The following is a 20,409-nucleotide window of genomic DNA, read 5'->3' as shown; positions in this document are numbered from 1 at the left end:
TTCGGCTGGATGATCCGCTGGCGCAGGCTCGTGCGCGATTACGAACGTCGCATCGATGTCTCAACCGCCATGATCCATGTCGCCATGGCCGGTGTCCTCATCCGCAGAAACGCTCATCCCTGATTTTCCAAACAGGCTCTAAGAGCGGATCGCGCGCTCCTGCGCCTCGACCACCGCAATGGCCGTCATGTTGAGGATCCCGCGCGCCGTCACTGACGGCGTCAAAATGTGGGCGGGATGCGCGGGACCGATCAGGATGGGCCCGACAAGCAGGCCGCTGCCGAGCACCTTGATCATCTGATAGGCGGCGTTCGCTGCATCGAGGTTGGGCAGAATTAGAACGTTGGCGACGCCGGTTAACCGAGAATGCGGCAAGATCAGTTGTCGTGCGGACTCCGACAAGGCGGTATCGCCCTGCATTTCACCGTCAGCCTCGATATCGGGATGACGGGCGATGAACAGTTCGGTCGCTCGACGCGCCTTGCGCGAGGATTCCGTATCGTAGCTGCCGAAATCGGAATGCGACACGAAAGCGATCTTCGGCGTGATGTTGAAGCGCTGCACATGGACGGCAGCCTGGGATGCGATGTCCGCGAGTTCGTCAGCGGACGGGTTTGGGCGCACCTGCGTATCCGCGATGAAATAGGCGCCCTTGCCGGTGATCATCAGCGATAGCGCGGCGAAGTCGCTCGCCCCGGGCAGATACCCGATGATCTCCCGAATGTGCCGGAGGTGCCGCATATAGCTGCCTTCAACGCCGCACAGCATCGCATCGGCTTCGCCTCGCACCACCGCGAGCGCCGCTATTACGGTCGCATTGGTGCGGATCGTCGTCCGTGCGACGTCCGGCGTCGCGCCGTGCCGGCCGGCGACATCGATGTAGGACTGCACATATGCTCGGTAGCGGGGATCGTCCTCGGGGTTGATCAGATCGAAATCCCTGCCCGCCTTGATCGCGAGACCGAGACGCCTGAGGCGCGTCTCCACCACGGACGGGCGACCGACCAGGATCGGGCGGGCCAGTTGCTCCTCAAGCACCTCTTGAGTGGCTCGCAGCACACGCAGATCCTCTCCCTCGGCGTAGATCACCCGAAACGGCTGCTTCTTTGCCTTCGCAAATACTGGTTTCATGACGAGGCCGGACCGGAAGGCAAAGCGTTCAAGCCGCGCGTGGTACTCGTCGAAATTCGTGATCGGCCGCGTCGCAACTCCCGAAGCCATGGCGGCCCTCGCGACGGCGGGCGCGATGCGCAGGATCAGGCGGGGGTCGAATGGACTGGGAATCAAAGAGCCCGGTCCGAAACCATGAGTTTCGCTGTCAAATCGGATAGCGGCGTCGGACGGCGGTTCGCGGGCTAGCCGGGCGATGGCATCGACAGCGGCCAGCTTCATATCCTCGTTGATCGCGGTGGCGCCGACGTCGAGAGCGCCACGGAAGATAAAGGGAAAACACAGGACGTTGTTCACCTGATTAGGAAAGTCGGAACGTCCAGTGCAGATCATGGCATCCGGCCGCGCCTTGCGCGCCTCGTCCGGCATGATTTCCGGAACAGGATTGGCGAGCGCCAGCACCAGCGGCTTATCCGCCATCTGCGCGACCATCTCCGGCGTCAACACGCCGCCGGCCGAGACGCCCAGAAACACATCCGCGCCCGCAATCGCTTCCGCCAGCTTGCGCTTGTCGGTCTTCTGCGAATAAACCGCTTTCCACTTGTCCATTCGGGTATTGCGGCCGTCGTAAACAACGCCGTCGATATCGCAAACCCAGATGTTTTTGCGCTGCGCGCCCATCGACACCAGCAGATTGAGACAGGCGATAGCGGCCGCCCCCGCGCCTGACGCGACGATCTTGACCTCTTCGAGCGCCTTGCCATTCAGCAACAGCGCGTTGGTGATGGCGGCAGCGACGATGATCGCGGTGCCGTGCTGGTCGTCATGAAAGACCGGAATCTTCATCCGGGCCTTCAGCCGCTCCTCGATTTCGAAGCACTCGGGCCCCTTGATGTCCTCAAGGTTGATTCCGCCGAAGGTCGGCTCCAGCGCCGCGACCGTCTCCACCACGCGCTCGATGGTATCGGCAGCGATCTCGATATCGAACACGTCGATGCCGGCAAACTTCTTGAACAGGACCGCCTTGCCTTCCATGACGGGCTTGGAGGCGAGCGGCCCAATATTACCAAGACCGAGCACGGCTGTGCCGTTCGATACCACGGCGACCAGATTGGCCCGGCCGGTCAGCGTTGCGGCTTCCGCGGGATCGGCGACGATCTCCTCGCAGGCTGCCGCAACGCCCGGTGAATAGGCAAGCGCGAGGTCGCGCTGGTTGGCGAGCGGTTTTGTTGGCTGAATTTCGAGCTTGCCGGGACGCGGGTTGCGGTGGAACGACAGCGCGGCGGAGCGGAGATCTTCTGAATACGACACGGTAAACGCTCCCCGGAAGCTTCGGTCGGCCGGTTGGCGGAGCGGATCTGACAATAGCGCGCTACCGGCTGCCAGTCCCAAACACGAATGTCAAAATCCAAGCTTCGTCAGCAATTTGCCTGCGATTGCTCGATGCTACTCTCGCAGAGATGCCTGCGGAAAAGAGATGCCGAAGCTAGAATCGAACCGCTAGTCTTTTGGCAGATTGAGCCGGATATGAAGCTCGCGCAACTGCTTCGGAGCGACGTCTGATGGCGCGCTCATCAGCAGATCCTCGGCCTGCTGGTTCATCGGAAACAGGGAGATTTCGCGCAGGTTGGTGGTGCCGCAGAGCAGCATGACGATGCGGTCGACGCCGGCCGCCATGCCGCCATGCGGCGGTGCGCCATATTGAAACGCGCGGTACATGCCGCCGAAGCGCTCGACGACCTCGGTCTCACCATAACCGGCGATCTCGAACGCCTTCACCATCGCTTCCGGCCTGTGATTACGAATGCCGCCGGAGGCGATCTCGTAGCCGTTGCAGGCGATGTCGTACTGGAACGCCTTGATCGTCAGCGGGTCCTGGGTGTTGAGCGCGTCGAGCCCGCCCTGCGGCATCGAGAATGGATTGTGCGAGAAGTCGACCTTTTTATCTTCTTCGTTGTACTCATACATCGGGAAGTCGACGATCCAGGCCAGCTCGAACCTGTCCTTGTCGATCAAGTTCAGTTCCTCGCCGAGTTTGGTGCGCGCGAGCCCTGCGAACTTCCAGAATTTTGCCGGATCGCCAGCAACGAAGAAGGCCGCATCGCCAGCCTTGAGGCCGAGCTGGGCGCGGATCGCCTCGGTGCGCTCAGGACCGATATTGTTGGCGAGCGGACCTGCGCCCACGATTTCCGGTGATCCCGCGCTTAAAACCAAACTGTCGTCCAACTTGCCTTCGCCGAGATTTCCGGTTGCCTCGCGCCACATGATGTAGCCGAGGCCCGGCTGACCCTCGCCCTGCGCCCACGAATTCATGCGGTCGCAGAACGCCCGGCTGCCGCCGCCCGGCCCCGGAATCGCCCAGACCTGGTTCTTCGAATCCTCCAGCATCCGAGCGAACACCTTGAAGCCCGAGCCGCGGAAATGCTCGGATACGTCCTGCATTTCCAGCGGATTGCGCAGATCGGGCTTGTCGGTGCCGTACTTGCGTAGGCTTTCAGCAAACGGAATCCGCGGCCAGTTCTTTGTTACCGGCTTGCCCTTGGCGAATTCCTCGAACACGCCGGTGACAACCGGCTCAACCGCAGCAAAAACATCGTCTTGCTCGATGAAGCTCATTTCAAGATCGAGCTGGTAGAACTCGCCCGGCAGGCGGTCGGCGCGCGGGTCTTCGTCTCGGAAGCACGGCGCGATCTGGAAGTAGCGGTCGAAGCCGGACATCATCAAAAGCTGCTTGTACTGCTGCGGCGCCTGCGGCAGCGCGTAGAACTTGCCAGGATGAATGCGGCTCGGCACCAGGAAGTCGCGTGCGCCTTCCGGCGAGGAGGCCGTCAGGATCGGGGTCTGGAACTCGAAGAAACCCTGTTCCTTCATGCGCCTGCGCATCGAATCGACGATGGCGCCGCGGGTCATGATGTTCTGATGCAGCTTCTCGCGACGAAGGTCGAGAAAACGGTACTTAAGCCTTATGTCTTCGGGGTATTCCTGCTCGCCGAATACCGGCAGCGGCAATTCGGCGGCAGGGCCGAGCACCTCGATTTCCGTAATATAGATTTCAACGCTACCGGTCGGCAGTTCCGGATTTTCGGTGCCTGCCGGACGGCGGCGCGCCTTGCCGTCGATCCGGACCACCCATTCGGAGCGTAGCTTTTCAGCGTCGGCGAAAGCCGGCGAGTCCGGATCGGCTACGCACTGGGTCAGCCCGTAATGATCGCGCAGGTCGATGAACAGCACCCCGCCGTGGTCGCGAATGCGATGGCACCAGCCGGACAGGCGGACCGTCTGGTCGATGTGGCTGTCGCGGAGCGCGCCGCAGGTATGGGACCGATAGCGATGCATGGAAATCCTGCAGGAATGCTTCAGAGGCGGAATCGGAGGCCGGACCGGGCCGAACGGTTGAGCGTCAGGGGTTTACCCGAGCGGAAGGAGCGCGGCAACCGGATGGCGGAACCTGAAAGAGCGGCTAGTGGTCCGATTCTAACATTCGCCCCCCTTTTTTGGACGCGGCTTCTTGCGAACGTTAGAATCGAAAGACCGTTAGCAAACATAAGATGTTAGGGGAGTTTTTGAGTTTGACGTTCGCGTCAGGGCGCACGTTCAAGTGGCTTGCGAATGTCAAATTCACTTTACTAAAAGCATTTTTTGACCGCAGAAGTCTGCAAAACCAAACGCAGTGCGCGCGGAAAGCGGGGCGACAAGGGCAAAGAGACGGGCTATGGAGCGTTCATGGACCTGATTACGACCACTGCGGAACTGACCTCCGTCTGCGCTCGCTTCGCCAAGTACCCGGTTATCACCGTCGATACGGAATTCCTCCGCGAGACCACCTATTATCCCCTGCTCTGCGTTATTCAGCTGGCGAGCTCCGACGAGGCCGTTGCGATCGACACTCTAGCAACGGGAATCGACCTGAAGCCTTTTTTCACGTTGATGTCGAACGAAAGCGTCCTGAAGGTCTTCCACGCCGCACGGCAGGACATCGAAATTATCTGGCACCAGGCCGGCATCATTCCCCATCCCGTCTTCGACACACAGGTAGCTGCCATGGTGCTCGGATACGGCGATTCCATCGCCTATGACGCGCTGGTCGAACGCGTCACGGGGCATCGTCCGGACAAGACCCATCGATTCACCGACTGGTCGCGCCGGCCCCTGACGGCGGAACAACTCGAATACGCTGTAGCGGACGTCACCCATCTCCGCGACGTCTTTGCCGCTCTCGATGCCGATCTCAAGAAGCGTGGCCGCAGTGATTGGGTCAGCGAGGAGATGGAGGTTTTGACTTCGCCAAAAACCTATGACTTCCACCCCGAACGTGCATGGGAGCGATTGAAGACCCGCGTTCGCAAGCCGAAGGACCTCGCCATTTTGATGGAAGTGGCAGCATGGCGCGAACAGGAAGCCCAGAGTCGGAACATTCCGCGGTCGCGGGTGCTGAAAGACGACGCCGTCGGTGATATCGCGACCCACGCTCCCGCCAGCCCGGAGCGGCTGGCGACGCTGCGCTCGCTGCCAAAAGGTTTTGAAAAATCCCAGTGGGGCGTCGCTATCGTCGCGGCCGTCCAGCGCGGGCTCGCACGAGACCCGCACGCGCTGCCGAAGATCGAGAAACCGCGCAACAATTCGAACGGCGCTGCTACGGTGGAGCTTCTCAAGGTTCTCCTGCGCATGACGTCCGAGCGCCATGCCGTTGCGAGCAAGGTGATCGCGACCGTGGACGACCTGGAACGGATCGCAGCCGATGACGAGGCCGATGTCGGTGCGCTGCACGGCTGGCGGCGCGAACTGTTCGGCGAGACCGCCCTCGCGCTAAAGCACGGCAGGCTGGCTCTGGCGATCGAAAAGGGCCGGGTGTTGCTTGTGGAGCGAACTTAGAGCGCACCTCGAGTTTCGCACGACAAGTTCAGAACGCACATCACGGGACCGACCTCCGGGCTACCAGTTTGCTGATCCGCGGACCGTCCATTTCCATGATCCGGAACAACCATCCCTCCCAGGTAAACTCGTCACCGATAGCTGGTATTCGACCTAGCAGCTCAATCGCGCAGCCTGCCACGGTATGAAAGTCTCCATCGGGCTTGCGAGCGATGTTCAAGTGCATCATCGCTTCGTCAATCGGCATTTTTCCATTGATGATAAGCTGGCCGTTGTCGCCTTCCTGTATGTCCGCCTCCTCGCCGGCGTCCGGCAATTCTCCCGCAATGGACTCCAGAAGATCGGTGCGAGTAATAATTCCCTGCAATGTGCCGTACTCATCAACGACAATGCCAACGCGAACGGGTTGCGCCTTGAAACGCTCGATAGCCTGCAGGATCGGCGTGAACTCCGCGAATACTAGTGGTTGTTGCAGAACCACGAGCGGATCAACTTCAGCGCCTTCAAGCGCCTGATCGAGCAAGTCCTGTTTTCGCAGCACGCCGACGATCTCGTCGATGCTCCCCTGCCCGATCACGACGTGCTCATGGGGGCAGTCACGGACCACATTGAGAATTTCGTCCCGGTTGTCATTTGCGTCCGCCCAAACCACACTCGTCCGCGGCGTCATGATGTCGCTCACATCGCGACTCGTGAGACTGATGACCCGCTCGACGACTTCCCGCTGGGTTCGAGCAAGCAAGCCAGCTCGTTCAGTCTCTGCAACGAGAAGTCTGATCTCGTCAGGCGAATGAAGCGATTCCTTTTCGCTGGCTGCGCTGAGGCCGAACAAGCGCAAAACACCGTTGCCGAGCCCGTTCAATGACACGATTGCCGGCTTCAACAAAAACCCGAACAGGGAGAGCGGACGCACGATAATCAACGCAGTGGTCTCGGTTCGCTGCAAGGCCAGGCTTTTGGGAGCGAGCTCGCCAAGCACGATATGCAAAATCGTAATGATCGCGAAGGCGACGATAATAGCGATGGCGTGAGCGCCGATTTCGGCTCCGGTGCCGAATGGCAGTATCAACAGCGGCTCGATCAGGTGTGCCAACGCGGGCTCCCCGATCCAACCGAGGGCCAATGATGACAGCGTAATCCCGAGCTGGCATGCTGCGAGATTATAATCCAGGTGTTCGACCGCCTTCTGTAACGCACGGGCGTTTACACGTCCTGCAGCAACCAGCTGCGCGACGCGGCTGCGACGCATGGCCACCAGCGAAAATTCGGATGCGACGAAAAAGCCATTCGCCACGACAAGAATGATGACTGAGAGAACTCCGGCTAGACTGGCTGAATTGCCATCACCCACAGCGACATCTCCTTATGAGTGTTCCAGCACGATAGTATTACGAGGCGGATGGCCGATGCGCAGAGAAAACGCCGCAGACGGTGTCCCACGAACGGGCTAGCGGAGGACGATCGAGCCCGAGCGGCCAACAAGGCGCGCCAGCTGTTTGAACCGGCCGCCCACACGATCCGCGACCAGATCGATCAGCCGGTGCTCGAACACAAGCGTCAGCTTGCGGCCGCTGCTTTTAAAATGGGTGGCGGACAACACACCTGGCCGAGCCGCCGAAATCATATGCGCGACGCGAAAGGCTGCGCCCAGAATGCGCGCTCTCTCATCCATAGGCGGAGTTACCAATTCGCATATCACCGGGGATGGTTCGTTCACCTCATTTAACCCGGCATAGCGATAATATACCGACAGCGCGACGAACGCTCGTCCTTGATGGTCGATGCTGCCAAAATTGCCGTGCATGATCGAATCGAGCGTCTGCTCGCTGCGGTAGTCCGGATGTATGCGCCAGCCGATATCGGAAAGCAGGCAAGCGGCGTGACGCAGCCGGCGATCGTCTTCGGTCTCATGAAGTTTCGCAATCTGGAACAGTCGATCAGTCCATTGGATCAGTTCCTCGGCATGGCGTGCGGAACGTGAGAGCAAGCCGTTCAGCGACTGCGCGGCGCAGATTAATCCATCCCGCGAGCGGTCGGCGGCTGGCAGCATCGAATAAAGCAGACCTTCGCGGACACCATAGGTCGAGAACACGATGGTTTTTGGCTTCGCAATCCGGATGATATGTTCCAGGACGAGAGCGGCATAAGTCAGCAGCGGCTGGCGCGCCTCGGCAACGGCCTCGATATCTGCCAGCGTCTGGGAAGCCGCTAGACGACGCAGCCGCCGGACGAAATCGAGCGCGTCTGCTGCGGGAATGGAATAGCCGTGCATGACGCGAAGTGGATAACCGCTCTGGATGATGTGAATGCGAGCTAACGCTCGCCACGTCCCGCCGATCGCGTAAAAGGTACGGCCCTGTCCGGTCTTTAGCGGCACCGCGCCGGCAAGCGCGGCTTTTACGATTCGGTCTGCGCGCTTCAACGATTTCTTCGACGCATCCTGCAATGCGAGACTGCCCAGCGGAAGCGTTATTCCACGACCGATGCGATGACCGCGCACGTCGGTCAATTCCAACGAACCGCCACCGAGATCCCCCACGATCCCGTTCGGTTTGTGGACGCTGGAAACCACGCCCAGCGCTGCGAAATAAGCCTCCCGCGATCCCGACAGGATTTCGATCGGCACACGGCAGATGCGTTCAGCCTTGGCTATGAAATCAGGACCATTCGTGGCATCGCGGCAAGCGGCGGTTGCGATGGCGTAGACGCGACCGACCTTCATGACCCTGCACAGGGCGTGAAAACGCCGCAGCGAGGTCAGCGCCTTGTTGATCGGATCCTGCGCGAGCAACCCGGTGGATTGCACCTCGCGCCCGAGCCCGCACGATGCTTTCTCGTTGAAAATCGAAACGAGGCTCCGCTGCAACGCTTCATAGACGACGAGACGTACGGAATTGGAGCCGATATCGATAACAGCGACGCTGGAGCCTGGCTTGCTTGGGCGCGGATATTCTCGCACAGGCCTCCTATGCGGGTGACTGCCGCTCTGCGCGACGCGTGAGGCGGCGCGGCGAAGATTCCTTGAGCGACTTTCCACGGCCGGACAGACTCGGATTCGTCATGAAATAGTTATGCAGGTTGAAGGGCTCCTCACCCTTCGCGGCCTTCATACGCGTTGATGATCCATCCGGCAACAACTGCCAACTCTGTTCGGTATCCTTCAGGTTCGCGACCATGATCTGCTCGAGAACCTGCTGATGCACCGTCGCATTTTGCAAGGGGCATAGTACTTCGACGCGGCGGTCGAGGTTGCGCGGCATCATGTCCGCAGACGAGATATACACAGCAGCCTTTGGGCCGGGCATCGGTTGCCCCATCCCAAAGCAGTAAATTCGTCCGTGTTCAAGAAACCTGCCGATGATTGATTTGACGCGAATGTTTTCCGACAATCCGGAAACTCCGGGTCGAAGGCAGCATATGCCGCGCACGATCAACTCGACAGAAACGCCGGCCAGGGATGCTTCATACAGGGCGTCGATGATATCGGGATCGACCAGCGCGTTCATCTTCATCCAGATCGCGGCCGGTTTGCCGTTACGGGCAAACGTGGTTTCGCCTCGAATATGATCGAGAATCCGGTTTCGCAATGTCAGAGGCGATACGGCCATTTTTTCGATATCGCTCGGCTCGGCGTAGCCCGTGATGTAATTGAATACGCGCGCCGCATCACGGCCGATAATCGGATCCGAAGTAAAATAAGACAGGTCGGTGTAAATGCGCGCGGTCACGGGGTGATAGTTGCCGGTGCCGGTGTGGACGTAAGTCGCGAGGCTGCCGCCTTCCCGGCGCACAACCAGCGACAGCTTGGCGTGCGTCTTCAGCTCAAGGAAGCCGTAAACCACTTGGGCGCCGGCGCGCTCGAGATCGCGCGCCCATCGGATGTTGGCCTCTTCGTCAAAACGCGCTTTGAGTTCAATGAGCGCCGTGACCGACTTGCCAGCCTCCGCGGCCTCCACCAGCGCCCGCACGATCGGCGAGTTGTTGGAGGTGCGGTAGAGCGTCTGCTTGATCGCGACCACGTCAGGGTCGCGCGCAGCCTGCTGCAAGAACTGCACGACGACGTCAAACGATTCATATGGATGATGAACAATCAGGTCTTTCTGCCGGATTGCAGCGAACACGTCGCCGCCGTGATCGCGCACCCGTTCCGGGTGGCGCGGGACGTACGGCACGAATTCAAGGTCTGACCGATCGAGCCGTGTGAGTTGCGACAGCTCGTTCATGGCCAGGACGCCATCCACCAACAATACTTCGTCGTCGGCCGCCGATAACGCTCGCTGAACGAATGCCCGTAGCTCAGCCGGCATTGCGGCTTCGATCTCGAGCCGGATGACGGAGCCGCGGCGGCGGCGTTTCAATGCGGTCTCGAACAGGCGAACCAGATCCTCCGCCTCCTCCTCGATCTCCAGTTCGGAATCCCGGATGATGCGAAACGCGCCCTGTCCCTTGACGGTGTAACCTGGAAACAGTCGGTTGATGAACAGGCTGGTGGCGCCTTCAAGCGTGATCAATCTGACGGGGTCGTCCTTGCTGGCCGGCGGTAGCCTCAGAAACCGGTCGATCTTGCCCGGCATACGGATCAACGCATTCATCGGCTTACCGTCAGAGGTGCGCGCGAGCTGTAGCGCGATGGTGAAGCCGAGACTTGGAATGAATGGAAAGGGGTGGGCCGGATCGATAGCGAGCGGCGTCAGCAAGGGGAAAATATTGTGCAGGAAGTGATCCGCAATCCAGCTACGCTCGGCTTTGGTGACGTCCTTGCCATCGATCAGGACGATCCCGACTTCGGTTAGCACATTACGGAGATCTTGCCAGATCGCCTGTTGATCGCTCGCGAGCCTTGAGACCGTCTCGTTGATGAGAACAAGTTGCTCCGACGGCGGCAGCCCGTCCGGGCTGCGCTCGGTAATCCCTTCCCGGACCTGCGCCTTGATACCGGCAACGCGAACCATGAAGAACTCGTCAAGGTTATTGGCGGAAATCGACAGGAAGCGGACGCGTTCGAGCGCGGGGTGGCCGGGATTGACGGATTCTTCAAGTACGCGACGATTGAAATGCAGCCAGGACAGCTCCCGATTGATGAACCGTTCCGGGCTGGTGCGGATTGCGGAGTCCAGTTGCGGCTCCCGCCTTTTTTCTTCGGTAGCAATAGTTTGAACTGAATCCATTGATATGACGGTTCCGTATCTCGTTGGTCGTGCGGGCACGGCGGCGCAGCTGCAAACCATGGGCCAGCTCAATGACCTTTCCATGACATTTGATGTTACGGAAGGTCGTGACGTCAAGGGTGAGCCGGAGGGATGCGGAGCCGTATGGCTTCAGTCCTGATTGCGCAGCAGTTCGGCGGCGAGCGCGCGAGTCACAGGTCTGCCAAGCCGTAACGATTCGGTATCGAGTTGTTCGACGGCGAGGCGAGCGGCAGCAAATGATCGTTCGGTCCGGGTTGCGATATAATTGACGACCGCTTCGTCGATGTTCATTTGGCGGTCCGCGGAGAACTTCACGATCAGCGCCCGGAATAGCTGATCGTCAGGCGGCATCAACGTCACGACCGGCACCGCGCGGAGTCGCGAACGGAGATCACGCAACCTGATCTCCATCGCGGCCGGAGTGACTCGCGCCGTGATCAGCACGAACGCGGCCTCTTCACGGGCGAGATTTATCAGGTGAAACATTGCAAGCTCGTCGAAGGCTTGCGGATTAATGTCCTCTACGACGAGCGCCCCTGTCGCCAAAGCAGCTGGTACTGTCGCCGCAGTCAGGCTTCGCGCGCTTATGGAGCGCGCGCCCGCCTGCTCCGCCCAGATCGTCGCGAGATGGCTTTTGCCGCAACCTTCGGGCCCGGCCAGCAACATGATCCTGTTCGGCCACTCCGGCCAGCTCTCAATCAGCGATAGCGCCGCCGCGTTCGCGTGACCTTCCAGAAAGTCGTCCCGCGAAAAGCTTTCAGCGTGCGGCAGCGCGAATGCGAGCTGACGGGAGGGGGAGCGGTCTGCCACGCATCTACTCCACTACAAACTCTACACCGGACCACCAGCACCAACTTGCGCGCACCGTGCCATCTCATTTCGGATCGATGGTGCTCATGTGACGCACCCACTCAACGAGATAGAAAGAGACGGAAACCAGGGTCAAGACCGCAATGGCGACCATCAGAAGGGTATCATAGGGCGAGGAATCAAATCCAAATCCCAGCGCCGCCAGCACCAACGCCGCGAACCCGACCTGCGCCCCCGTATTGAGCTTCGAAACCAGCAGCGGCTTCATGGGCACCGGCTTGTTGAACAGCCACGACACGATCACGGCCCCGACGATCATGATGTCGCGCGAGACCACCAGGATAACGAGCCAAATGGGAACGGCCCCCAGGATGCCGAGCGTCACGAAGATCGAGACCAGCAGCGCCTTGTCGGCCAGTGGATCCAGAAGCGCGCCCAGTTCACTTGCCATATTGAAGCGCTTGGCTAAAAACCCGTCCACCGCATCGCTGACGCCGGCAACCACAAAGATGGCAAACGCGATTTCCATCTGATTGGAGGCGATAGCCCAGATAAGGACTGGCACGAGCAGAATGCGGCCGAGCGTAATGATATTTGGAATACTCACGCGACGTTTCCCAGGCTCCGGATGGTTTCCGCACAAAACCTTCGGGAGACAAGGCTTTGCCGCAGGGATCGGCCCTTGTCTACATAGTATATGCGGACAGCCCGTGCGAGCCATTGCGCAAGTCCGCAATCCGACGTAACCAGCCGGAAAATGTCTTCGAGCGCTGCTGCATGACCGACAAGAACGATGGCCTTACCTATGCCGGGGCAGGTGTCGATATCGACGCCGGCAACCGGCTGGTTGACCTCATCAAGCCGATGGTTCGCGCGACCGCTCGCGCCGGCGCGGATGCTGAGATCGGTGGGTTCGGCGGGCTGTTTGATCTCAAGGCCGCGGGATTTACGGACCCGATTTTGGTCGCGGCCAACGACGGGGTTGGAACCAAGGTCAAGATCGCAATCGAAACCGGTATTCACGACACCATCGGCATCGATCTCGTCGCCATGTCCGTCAACGATCTCGTCGTGCAAGGTGCGGAGCCGTTGTTCTTCCTTGATTATTTTGCCTGCGGCAAGCTTGATCCCGAAACGGCCGCGGCGATCGTGGCCGGGATCGCGGAAGGGTGCCGGGAGGCGGGTTGCGCTCTGATCGGCGGCGAAACGGCTGAAATGCCGGGCCTCTACAAGGAGGGTGACTATGATCTTGCCGGCTTCGCAGTCGGCGCGGCGGAACGCGGCGCCCTGTTGCCAACCCGCGATATCGCTGCCGGAGATGCGGTGATCGGACTTGCGTCGTCCGGCGTGCATTCCAATGGCTATTCGCTGGTCCGCAAGATTGTCGAAGTTTCGGGAACCGCCCTCGCCGCTCCAGCGCCTTTTGCCCCGGTTACGACCTTGGGAGGCGCGCTGCTAACCCCTACCCGGCTTTACGTCAAATCCTGCCTGCGCGCGATCCGCGAAACCGGCGCGGTGAAAGGGCTTGCCCACATCACCGGAGGCGGCTTCACCGACAACATCCCTCGCGTATTGCCCGAAGGACTCGGTGTGCGGATCGATCTCGCCAGGTTGACGGTACTTCCGGTGTTCAAATGGCTGGCGCATCAGGGCAGCATATCCGAACGCGAAATGCTTCGAACCTTCAATTGCGGTATCGGAATGATCGCGATCGTGCGCCGTGATGCGGTTCAGCAAGTCGTGGACGTGTTGGCGCAGGCCGGTGAACGCGTTTCGTTGCTCGGTGACGTGATCGTCGCGGGCGATGAAGGCCGTGTCATTTACGAGGGCCACCTCGATCTCGCGATGTAGAACGCCCCGCAGGGAATGAGAGCATGAAACGCCGTGTCGCCATCCTGATTTCCGGACGCGGATCGAACATGATGGCGCTGGTGGAAGCCGCGAAAGCCGCGAACTTTCCGGCTGAAATCGCGGTCGTCATTTCCAATAAGGCCGACGCGGCGGGCCTCGCCAGAGCTGGAGCAGCCGGCATCGAGACCCTCGTCATTGAAAGCAAGCCATTTGGCAAGGATCGCGTGGCGTTCGAGGCCAAACTGCAATCCGCTCTGGACGACAAGCGCATCGAATTCATCTGCCTCGGCGGTTTCATGCGGCTGTTCACTGCTGAGTTCGTCCAACGTTGGCATGGGCGAATGCTCAACATCCATCCCTCGCTGCTTCCATCATTCCGAGGACTCGACCCCCACGGTCAGGCCCTGCGCGCAGGCGTGAAGATCTCTGGCGCCACGGTTCATTTCGTTGTTGCGGAAACAGATGCCGGCCCCATCATCATGCAGGGCGCGGTGACCGTCCGCGACGACGATACAGCTGAGATACTGGCCGCACGCGTGCTGGAGATCGAGCATCGTATCTACCCGGATGCGCTGCGGCTGGTCGCGGGTGGTGGCACGCGACTGGATGGCGATATTTGTAATACGTCGGCAAAGGCCAGTCTGGACGATAGCTTGATCTCGCCGTTGGTGATCTGACCAAGTTCTGTCGGATCAAACGAGTCCAACACGCCCCTCGCGACCGGGGAGCACATTTCCGAGCCGACCGCGGGATCGCGCCCAACTACGCCGGAGACCGGCCCACGTGTCGCCACCAAATCTATCCACGCTTTAGAAGCGCTTATCGGCGGCCCACGTGCGATTGCGCCAGATCGCCCCGGCGATCAGCACGATCATAACCCCTAGGACGCCACACAATACCTCGCCTCCGGGTCCGCCGGAGGCAAATTGCGGTGCGATGCCGAACCACCCCAGGACTGTATCCAGAAAGGTACCCGCGCCCGTGTCGAAGAATTGATGCAGCTGTGGCGCAACCGCCGGATCGGTTGCGATGACCTCGCCCGCGATCCAGCCCAGCAACGCCGATCCGGCCCAGACCAGAAAGGGCAAATGCGTCAAAAGCATCATAATCAGCGCGGCGCCCGTCACGATCAGAGGCACGCTGACTGCCAGCCCGATGATCAGCAGCGGCACGCTGCCATTCGCCGCCGCCGCGATCGCAATCACATTGTCGAGACTCATGACGAAGTCGGCGACCACCACCACCCGAACGGCAGCCCAGAGATGGCTGGTCGCCGGGATTCCCTCTTCGCTCTCTTTTTCCGGCACCAGCAATTTGGCGGCAATCACCAGCAGCGCGAGCCCTCCTGCCAACTTGAGGTAGGGCAACCCCATCAAGGTCGTGATGATCCCGGCGAAGATGATGCGAAGGCCGACCGCAGCGCCGGCGCCAAGCACCACTCCCCAAAAACGCAGTTGGGGAGGCAGCCCGCGACAGGCAAGCGCGATCACCAGCGCGTTGTCGCCGGACAGGACAACATCGATCCAAATGATCTTGCCGACGGCGAGCCAGAATGCCGGATCATCTACATCGTTTCGAAACTGCTCGAAGGCCGATGCGATCGTCGTTAGATCGAAGACGTGCAGAAGCGAATCCAACGTCAGCTTCCCTTCGATCGAGCGCCGCCAGATCTGGCCTAGCCGACTATCTCGTTGCCGGAGAAGAACTGGGCAATCTCGATCGCGGCTGTCTCGGCGGCGTCCGATCCATGAACGGAGTTTTCACCGACCGATTTCGCATGGAGCTTGCGGATGGTGCCATCGGCCGCCTTGGACGGGTCGGTTGCACCCATGATCTCGCGATGCCTGAGGACCGCATTGTCGCCCTCGAGCACTTGCACGACCACTGGCCCGGAAATCATGAAGTCGACGAGTTCTCCGAAGAAGGGACGCGTCTTGTGCACGGCGTAAAACGTCTCGGCCTGCTCACGGGTCATGCGGATGCGCTTTTGGGCCACAACGCGCAGTCCAGCCTTTTCTATCAGGGCGTTGATCGCGCCGGTCAGGTTTCGCGCAGTCGCGTCCGGCTTGAGAATCGAAAAGGTGCGTTCAATCGCCATGATATCGTCCTTGATTCAGCGGTCGTGGGAATTGCGGCGCTTATATCGGCGTGCATCATTCACGGCAAGCGCGCTCGGCAGGCCGCCGGAGGACTGGTAATGCGGCAAAACAACCCGCGTCGGGGATTGCGCGCACTGAAAATCACGCGATTTTCGTGAAAATAAGCGACAATAATGGATAACAAAGCGCGCAGGCGTTTTTCACAACGCATGCGATGGCGAAGCTGCTATAAACCCCCGCACACCCTGCTATTGCGATGAACGAACAGGCTTTCGATAGATGAGTGGATTCAAGGAACCCGGCTTCGTGGACCGCCAAAAGGCGGCGCTGGAGGCCCGGAAAAATATTCTCGACAAGTTTCGCGCCAAGCCCGGTCCCGACGATCCCGCCGTAAAGCAAAGACAGGCCGAGCGCGAGGCCCAGGCGGCTGCCCGCGAGAAGGCGCGGCAAGCCCGCGAAGTCGAGAAGGCCGCGCAAAAAGCCCGCGAGGCAGAGGCCGCTGCGGTCGCCGCCGCGCAACTCGCCCGGGAGAAAGAAGAAGCCGCCGCCGCCGCCGCGGCGCTTGAGGCCGAGCGCAAGGCGGCGCGCGATGCCCGCTATGCCGCCAGAAAGGGGCGGAAGAAGTAGCCAGCACTTTAGCGGACGTTGGTCCCGGACCATTGCCGTATACCGGCCGGCGGCAAACTGCCGGAGACGAATCGGCCTGATGACGTGTCTGGTCTCTACCTGAGAATAGACCCTGACGGAAAAGTCACGGGGACGGAAATTCCGGGTCGTGAGACAGACTAAGCCGCAGGCTCGATGTCGGCGAGTTCGGTGCCTTCCTGCACGATATCGCCGACCTTGCATTTAAGCTCCTTCAACTTACCGGCGTAGGGCGCGCGCAAGGTCTGCTCCATCTTCATGACTTCCAGCGTGAGGATGGGTGCACCCTTCTCCAACAGCGCCCCCTCTTCCGCGAGCAGCGCGACCACTGTGCCCGGAAGCGGTGCGACGATGCGATCTTCGCCGGTCTGCTCCTCATCGTCTTCGCCAAAGGGATCGACCCAGTGCAACTCGAACCGCCCATTGCGTGTCCGCAAGTAGAGTTCGCGTCCGTCGACGACGAAGACAACATGGCTTCGTATTCCATCGAGCGCGAGGATCATGCCTTCTCGGTCGTCCGCAGCAAACGCGAATGCAAGATTCTTTTTTCCTAGCCGGATTTCGTACGGGCCATTGCCATAGACAAACGTGACCTCGTGCTCGGCCTGACCCTGACGGAATACGAACCGCCGCCGACGTCGGCCGACCACCATCCAGCCCGCCGTTCGCCAGGGCGATGCCTGGTCCGTTGGAGACATCTTGCTTTCCGCCAGTAGGACAGCGGCGACGGATGCCGCGAGTTCGGTCTCGCCCGGTGCCGCTGAAGGCTGGGTCAGGTCTTGAAGATGACGCTCGATAAACCCCGTGTCGACCGCGTTGGCGCGCACGTCCGCATGCGTGACCAGCGCGGATAGAAACGGAATGTTGGTGACGACGCCGCGGACATCGGTTTCTTCGATGCCGCGGTTGAGCCGGCAGATCGCGGCTTCGCGGGTTGGTGCCCACGCGATTATTTTGGCGAGCATGGCATCGTAATTCGGCGGAACCGCATCGCCTGCACGGTAGCCGGCATCGATGCGCAAGCCATCCACCTCCGGGGGCGCGCGCCACGTCTTGATTCGGCCGACAGATGGCATGAAGCTCTTATTTGGATTCTCGGCGTAGACTCGCGCTTCGATGGCGTGGCCGTTCAGTCTGATCTGGTCCTGCGTCAGCGGCAGTTTTTCGCCGAACGCGACCCGAAGCTGCCATTCCACGAGATCGATTCCGGTGATGAGTTCGGTCACGGGATGCTCAACTTGTAGGCGGGTGTTCATTTCGATGAAGAACACGTCCTTGCCGTCAGATACGAACTCGACGGTGCCCGCGCCGACATAGCTCACCGCGGCGGCGGCCTTGCGCGCGGCTTCGCATACCTTGTCGCGCTGCGCGGCGTCGAGTGTCGGCGACGGCGCTTCCTCGATCACCTTCTGGTGCCTGCGCTGTAAGGTGCATTCACGCTCGAACAAAGACGCCAGATTGCCATGGCTGTCGCCGATCACCTGCACCTCGATATGCCGAGGGCTCTCAACGTATTTCTCGATTAGCATCCGGTCGTCACCGAATGCCGCCTTGGCCTCCCGCCTGGCGCTGACGATAGCCGGGGTCAGTTCCGCAGCCGAACGCACGATCCGCATACCGCGGCCACCGCCGCCAGCGGACGCCTTCACCAGAACCGGATAGCCGATCCGGTCCGCAGCGCCCTGCAGCGTGGCTTCGTCCTGCGCCTCGCCGTGATAGCCTGGCACCAGCGGCACGCCTGCCTTTTGCATCAGCGCCTTGGCGTCCGACTTCGTCCCCATTGCGGTCATCATCGCCGCCGTCGGTCCGACGAACACGAGGCCGGCATCGGCGCAGGCTTGCGCGAAACCGGCATTCTCTGACAAAAACCCGTAGCCCGGATGGACGCCTTCCGCGCCGGACTTGCGGGCCGCGTCGATCACTTTCTCGATGTTGAGATAGCTGTCGCGGGCGGGTGCGGGTCCAAGCAACACGGCATCGTCGGCCATGCCAACATGCATCGCGTCGCGATCCGCCTCCGAATAGACGGCAACGGTGCGCAGACCCATGGCTCGGGCGGAACGGATTACGCGGCACGCAATCTCACCGCGATTGGCGATCAGGAGCGTGCTGAAACGGCGATAATGCGGACGCTTCGCCATGATCACATCCTGAACAGTCCAAACGTCGTTGGCTCGATCGGCGCGTTCGCGGCCGCCGACAATCCGAGTCCCAGCACGAGGCGCGTATCGGCAGGATCGATCACCCCGTCATCCCATAGCCGCGCGGTGGCGTAATAAGGATTGCCCTGGTTCTCGTATTGCGCGCGGATCGGTGCCTGGAATTCGCGCTCCTCCTCCGCAGACCAGGTGCCGCCTTTGGCTTCGATATTCTCCCGGCGCAGCGTACTGAGAACCATCGCGGCCTGTTCGCCGCCCATCACCGAGATGCGCGCGTTCGGCCACATCCACAAAAATCGGGGCGAGAAAGCGCGGCCGCACATGCCGTAATTGCCGGCGCCGTAGGAGCCGCCGATCACCACCGTGAACTTCGGCACGCCCGCGGTCGCAACCGCCGTGACAAGCTTGGCCCCGTCGCGCGCGATGCCGCCCGCTTCGTATTTCTTACCGACCATGAAGCCCGTAATGTTTTGCAGGAATACCAGCGGAATGCCGCGCTGGCAGCACAGCTCGATGAAATGTGTTCCCTTCAGCGAGCTTTCGCTGAACAGGATGCCGTTGTTGGCGACGATGCCGACCGGATATCCCCAGATATGGGCGAAGCCGCACACCAGCGTCTGGCCGTAAAGTTTCTTAAATTCATCAAACTCCGAACCGTCAACGATGCGGGCGATGATGTCGCGCACATCGAACGGCTTTCGACCGTCCGCCGGCACCACGCCGTAGATTTCCTCCCGTGCGAACAGCGGCTCGCGCGGTTCATGCATGTTAAGCGCAGCGTGTTTCGGCGGCTTCAGGGTGGAAACGATACGGCGCGCAATCCCGATCGCATGGGCGTCGTTTTGCGCATAATGATCGGTGACGCCGGATTGGCGCGAATGCACGTCGGCACCGCCCAGCTCTTCAGCGGTAACGACCTCGCCCGTGGCCGCCTTCACAAGCGGCGGACCGCCTAGAAAGATCGTGCCCTGATTGCGGACGATGATGCTCTCGTCCGACATCGCAGGCACATAGGCGCCGCCCGCGGTGCATGATCCCATCACGATTGCGATCTGCGGGATGCCTGTCGCCGACATGTTGGCCTGATTGTAGAAGATGCGGCCGAAGTGACGCTCGTCCGGAAAAATTTCGTCCTGCTGCGGCAGGAAAGCGCCGCCGGAATCCACCATGTAGATGCAGGGCAGATTGTTCTGCCGCGCGATCTCTTGCGCCCGCAGATGCTTCTTCACAGTCACCGGATAGTAGGTGCCGCCCTTGATGGTCGCATCGTTGGCGACGATCACGCACTCGCGGCCCGAGACGCGCCCGACGCCGGTGATAATGCTCGCGGAATGCACGTCGCCGCCGTACATGCCGTTAGCTGCCAGCGGCGATAGCTCAAGAAACGCGGTGCCGGGATCGAGCAGCAGGTCGACACGGTCGCGGGCCAGCATTTTGCCGCGCGAGGTGTGGCGGGCTCGCGCTGTCTCGCCGCCTCCGCCCACGACGCTCGCGAGCTTGTCGCGCAATTCGTGGACCAGAGTTTTCATCGCCTCGACGTTGCGCGCGAAATCTGACGACGTTGGATCGACACCGGAAGGGAGCGCCATGACAGTCCAGAATGCTTGGCAGGCGTGAAGCGCGCGCCTTAATCCGGCCAGGGTGCCCGGCCCTTCCCGGTAAGGTCAGCCTTGG

Annotated in this window: 15 protein-coding genes and 1 pseudogene; 5 read left to right on the top strand and 11 right to left on the bottom strand. The window is 60.8% G+C overall.

The features are described from left to right. Positions 1-123 (top strand): annotated as a pseudogene (locus GGQ85_RS02120) (IS5/IS1182 family transposase); the annotation flags it as partial. 15 nt (positions 124-138) lie between these two features. Here the strand turns inward: GGQ85_RS02120 and GGQ85_RS02115 are convergent. Together GGQ85_RS02115 and aspS are read right to left on the bottom strand one after the other, a co-directional pair. After that, positions 139-2,421 (bottom strand): NADP-dependent malic enzyme, encoded by a 2,283-nt coding sequence (locus GGQ85_RS02115; protein ID WP_079446614.1) that lies wholly within the window; start codon positions 2,419-2,421, stop codon positions 139-141. Positions 2,422-2,610: 189 nt separating this feature from the next. After that, a complete protein-coding gene (gene aspS / locus GGQ85_RS02110; RefSeq protein WP_309773177.1) occupies positions 2,611-4,446 on the bottom strand; it encodes an aspartate--tRNA ligase in 1,836 nt (611 codons plus the stop codon). 387 nt (positions 4,447-4,833) lie between these two features. Here aspS and rnd point away from each other — a divergent pair, with 387 nt between their 5' ends. Continuing rightward, positions 4,834-5,982 (top strand): ribonuclease D, encoded by a 1,149-nt coding sequence (gene rnd / locus GGQ85_RS02105; RefSeq protein WP_309773175.1) that lies wholly within the window; start codon positions 4,834-4,836, stop codon positions 5,980-5,982. A gap of 40 nt (positions 5,983-6,022) precedes the next feature. Here rnd and GGQ85_RS02100 read toward each other — a convergent pair whose 3' ends face one another. From GGQ85_RS02100 to GGQ85_RS02080, 5 genes are all read right to left on the bottom strand, one after another. Next, positions 6,023-7,333 (bottom strand): hemolysin family protein, encoded by a 1,311-nt coding sequence (locus GGQ85_RS02100; RefSeq protein WP_309773173.1) that lies wholly within the window; start codon positions 7,331-7,333, stop codon positions 6,023-6,025. 96 nt (positions 7,334-7,429) lie between these two features. Further along, positions 7,430-8,941, bottom strand: coding sequence for an exopolyphosphatase (gene ppx, locus GGQ85_RS02095; RefSeq protein WP_079446596.1), 1,512 nt, complete (start codon positions 8,939-8,941; stop codon positions 7,430-7,432). Positions 8,942-8,948: 7 nt separating this feature from the next. Beyond that, positions 8,949-11,150, bottom strand: a complete 2,202-nt coding sequence (locus tag GGQ85_RS02090; protein ID WP_309773171.1) for an RNA degradosome polyphosphate kinase — start codon at positions 11,148-11,150, stop codon at positions 8,949-8,951. Between the two features lie 150 nt (positions 11,151-11,300). Further along, positions 11,301-11,981 carry a P-loop NTPase family protein gene (locus tag GGQ85_RS02085; RefSeq protein WP_079446598.1) on the bottom strand — a complete coding sequence of 227 codons (681 nt, stop codon included), beginning with the start codon at positions 11,979-11,981 and terminating at the stop codon, positions 11,301-11,303. A 64-nt stretch (positions 11,982-12,045) separates the two neighbouring features. After that, positions 12,046-12,588: a CDP-alcohol phosphatidyltransferase family protein gene (locus GGQ85_RS02080; RefSeq protein WP_309773167.1), complete on the bottom strand. Its 543-nt coding sequence runs from the start codon at positions 12,586-12,588 to the stop codon at positions 12,046-12,048. A 170-nt stretch (positions 12,589-12,758) separates the two neighbouring features. Here GGQ85_RS02080 and purM point away from each other — a divergent pair, with 170 nt between their 5' ends. Then, positions 12,759-13,832, top strand: coding sequence for a phosphoribosylformylglycinamidine cyclo-ligase (purM, locus tag GGQ85_RS02075; protein WP_309773166.1), 1,074 nt, complete (start codon positions 12,759-12,761; stop codon positions 13,830-13,832). Positions 13,833-13,855: 23 nt separating this feature from the next. Then, a complete protein-coding gene (purN, locus tag GGQ85_RS02070) occupies positions 13,856-14,509 on the top strand; it encodes a phosphoribosylglycinamide formyltransferase (RefSeq protein WP_309773164.1) in 654 nt (217 codons plus the stop codon). Positions 14,510-14,641: 132 nt separating this feature from the next. Here the strand turns inward: purN and GGQ85_RS02065 are convergent, their stop codons facing one another. Then, positions 14,642-15,469, bottom strand: coding sequence for a YjbE family putative metal transport protein (locus GGQ85_RS02065; RefSeq protein ID WP_079446601.1), 828 nt, complete (start codon positions 15,467-15,469; stop codon positions 14,642-14,644). Between the two features lie 38 nt (positions 15,470-15,507). Next, a complete protein-coding gene (ndk, locus tag GGQ85_RS02060) occupies positions 15,508-15,930 on the bottom strand; it encodes a nucleoside-diphosphate kinase (RefSeq protein ID WP_079446602.1) in 423 nt (140 codons plus the stop codon). A gap of 280 nt (positions 15,931-16,210) precedes the next feature. On the opposite strand from ndk, the gene GGQ85_RS02055 reads away from it, so the two are divergent. Beyond that, the gene (locus GGQ85_RS02055) at positions 16,211-16,558 is read left to right on the top strand and encodes a DUF6481 family protein (RefSeq protein WP_309773161.1); all 348 of its coding nucleotides are present in this window, start codon (positions 16,211-16,213) and stop codon (positions 16,556-16,558) included. 158 nt (positions 16,559-16,716) lie between these two features. On the opposite strand, the gene GGQ85_RS02050 is transcribed toward GGQ85_RS02055, so the two are convergent. Together GGQ85_RS02050 and GGQ85_RS02045 are read right to left on the bottom strand one after the other, a co-directional pair. Further along, positions 16,717-18,717: an acetyl/propionyl/methylcrotonyl-CoA carboxylase subunit alpha gene (locus GGQ85_RS02050; RefSeq protein ID WP_309773159.1), complete on the bottom strand. Its 2,001-nt coding sequence runs from the start codon at positions 18,715-18,717 to the stop codon at positions 16,717-16,719. 2 nt (positions 18,718-18,719) lie between these two features. After that, the gene (locus GGQ85_RS02045) at positions 18,720-20,324 is read right to left on the bottom strand and encodes a carboxyl transferase domain-containing protein (RefSeq protein ID WP_309773158.1); all 1,605 of its coding nucleotides are present in this window, start codon (positions 20,322-20,324) and stop codon (positions 18,720-18,722) included. Positions 20,325-20,409: the final 85 nt, after the last annotated feature.

Source organism: Nitrobacter vulgaris (assembly GCF_031453995.1).
In the GTDB taxonomy this organism is placed as follows: Bacteria; Pseudomonadota; Alphaproteobacteria; order Rhizobiales; family Xanthobacteraceae; genus Nitrobacter; species Nitrobacter vulgaris.
The sequence above is the reverse complement of the archived record's forward strand: the minus strand, read 5'-3'. Positions and strand labels throughout refer to the sequence as shown.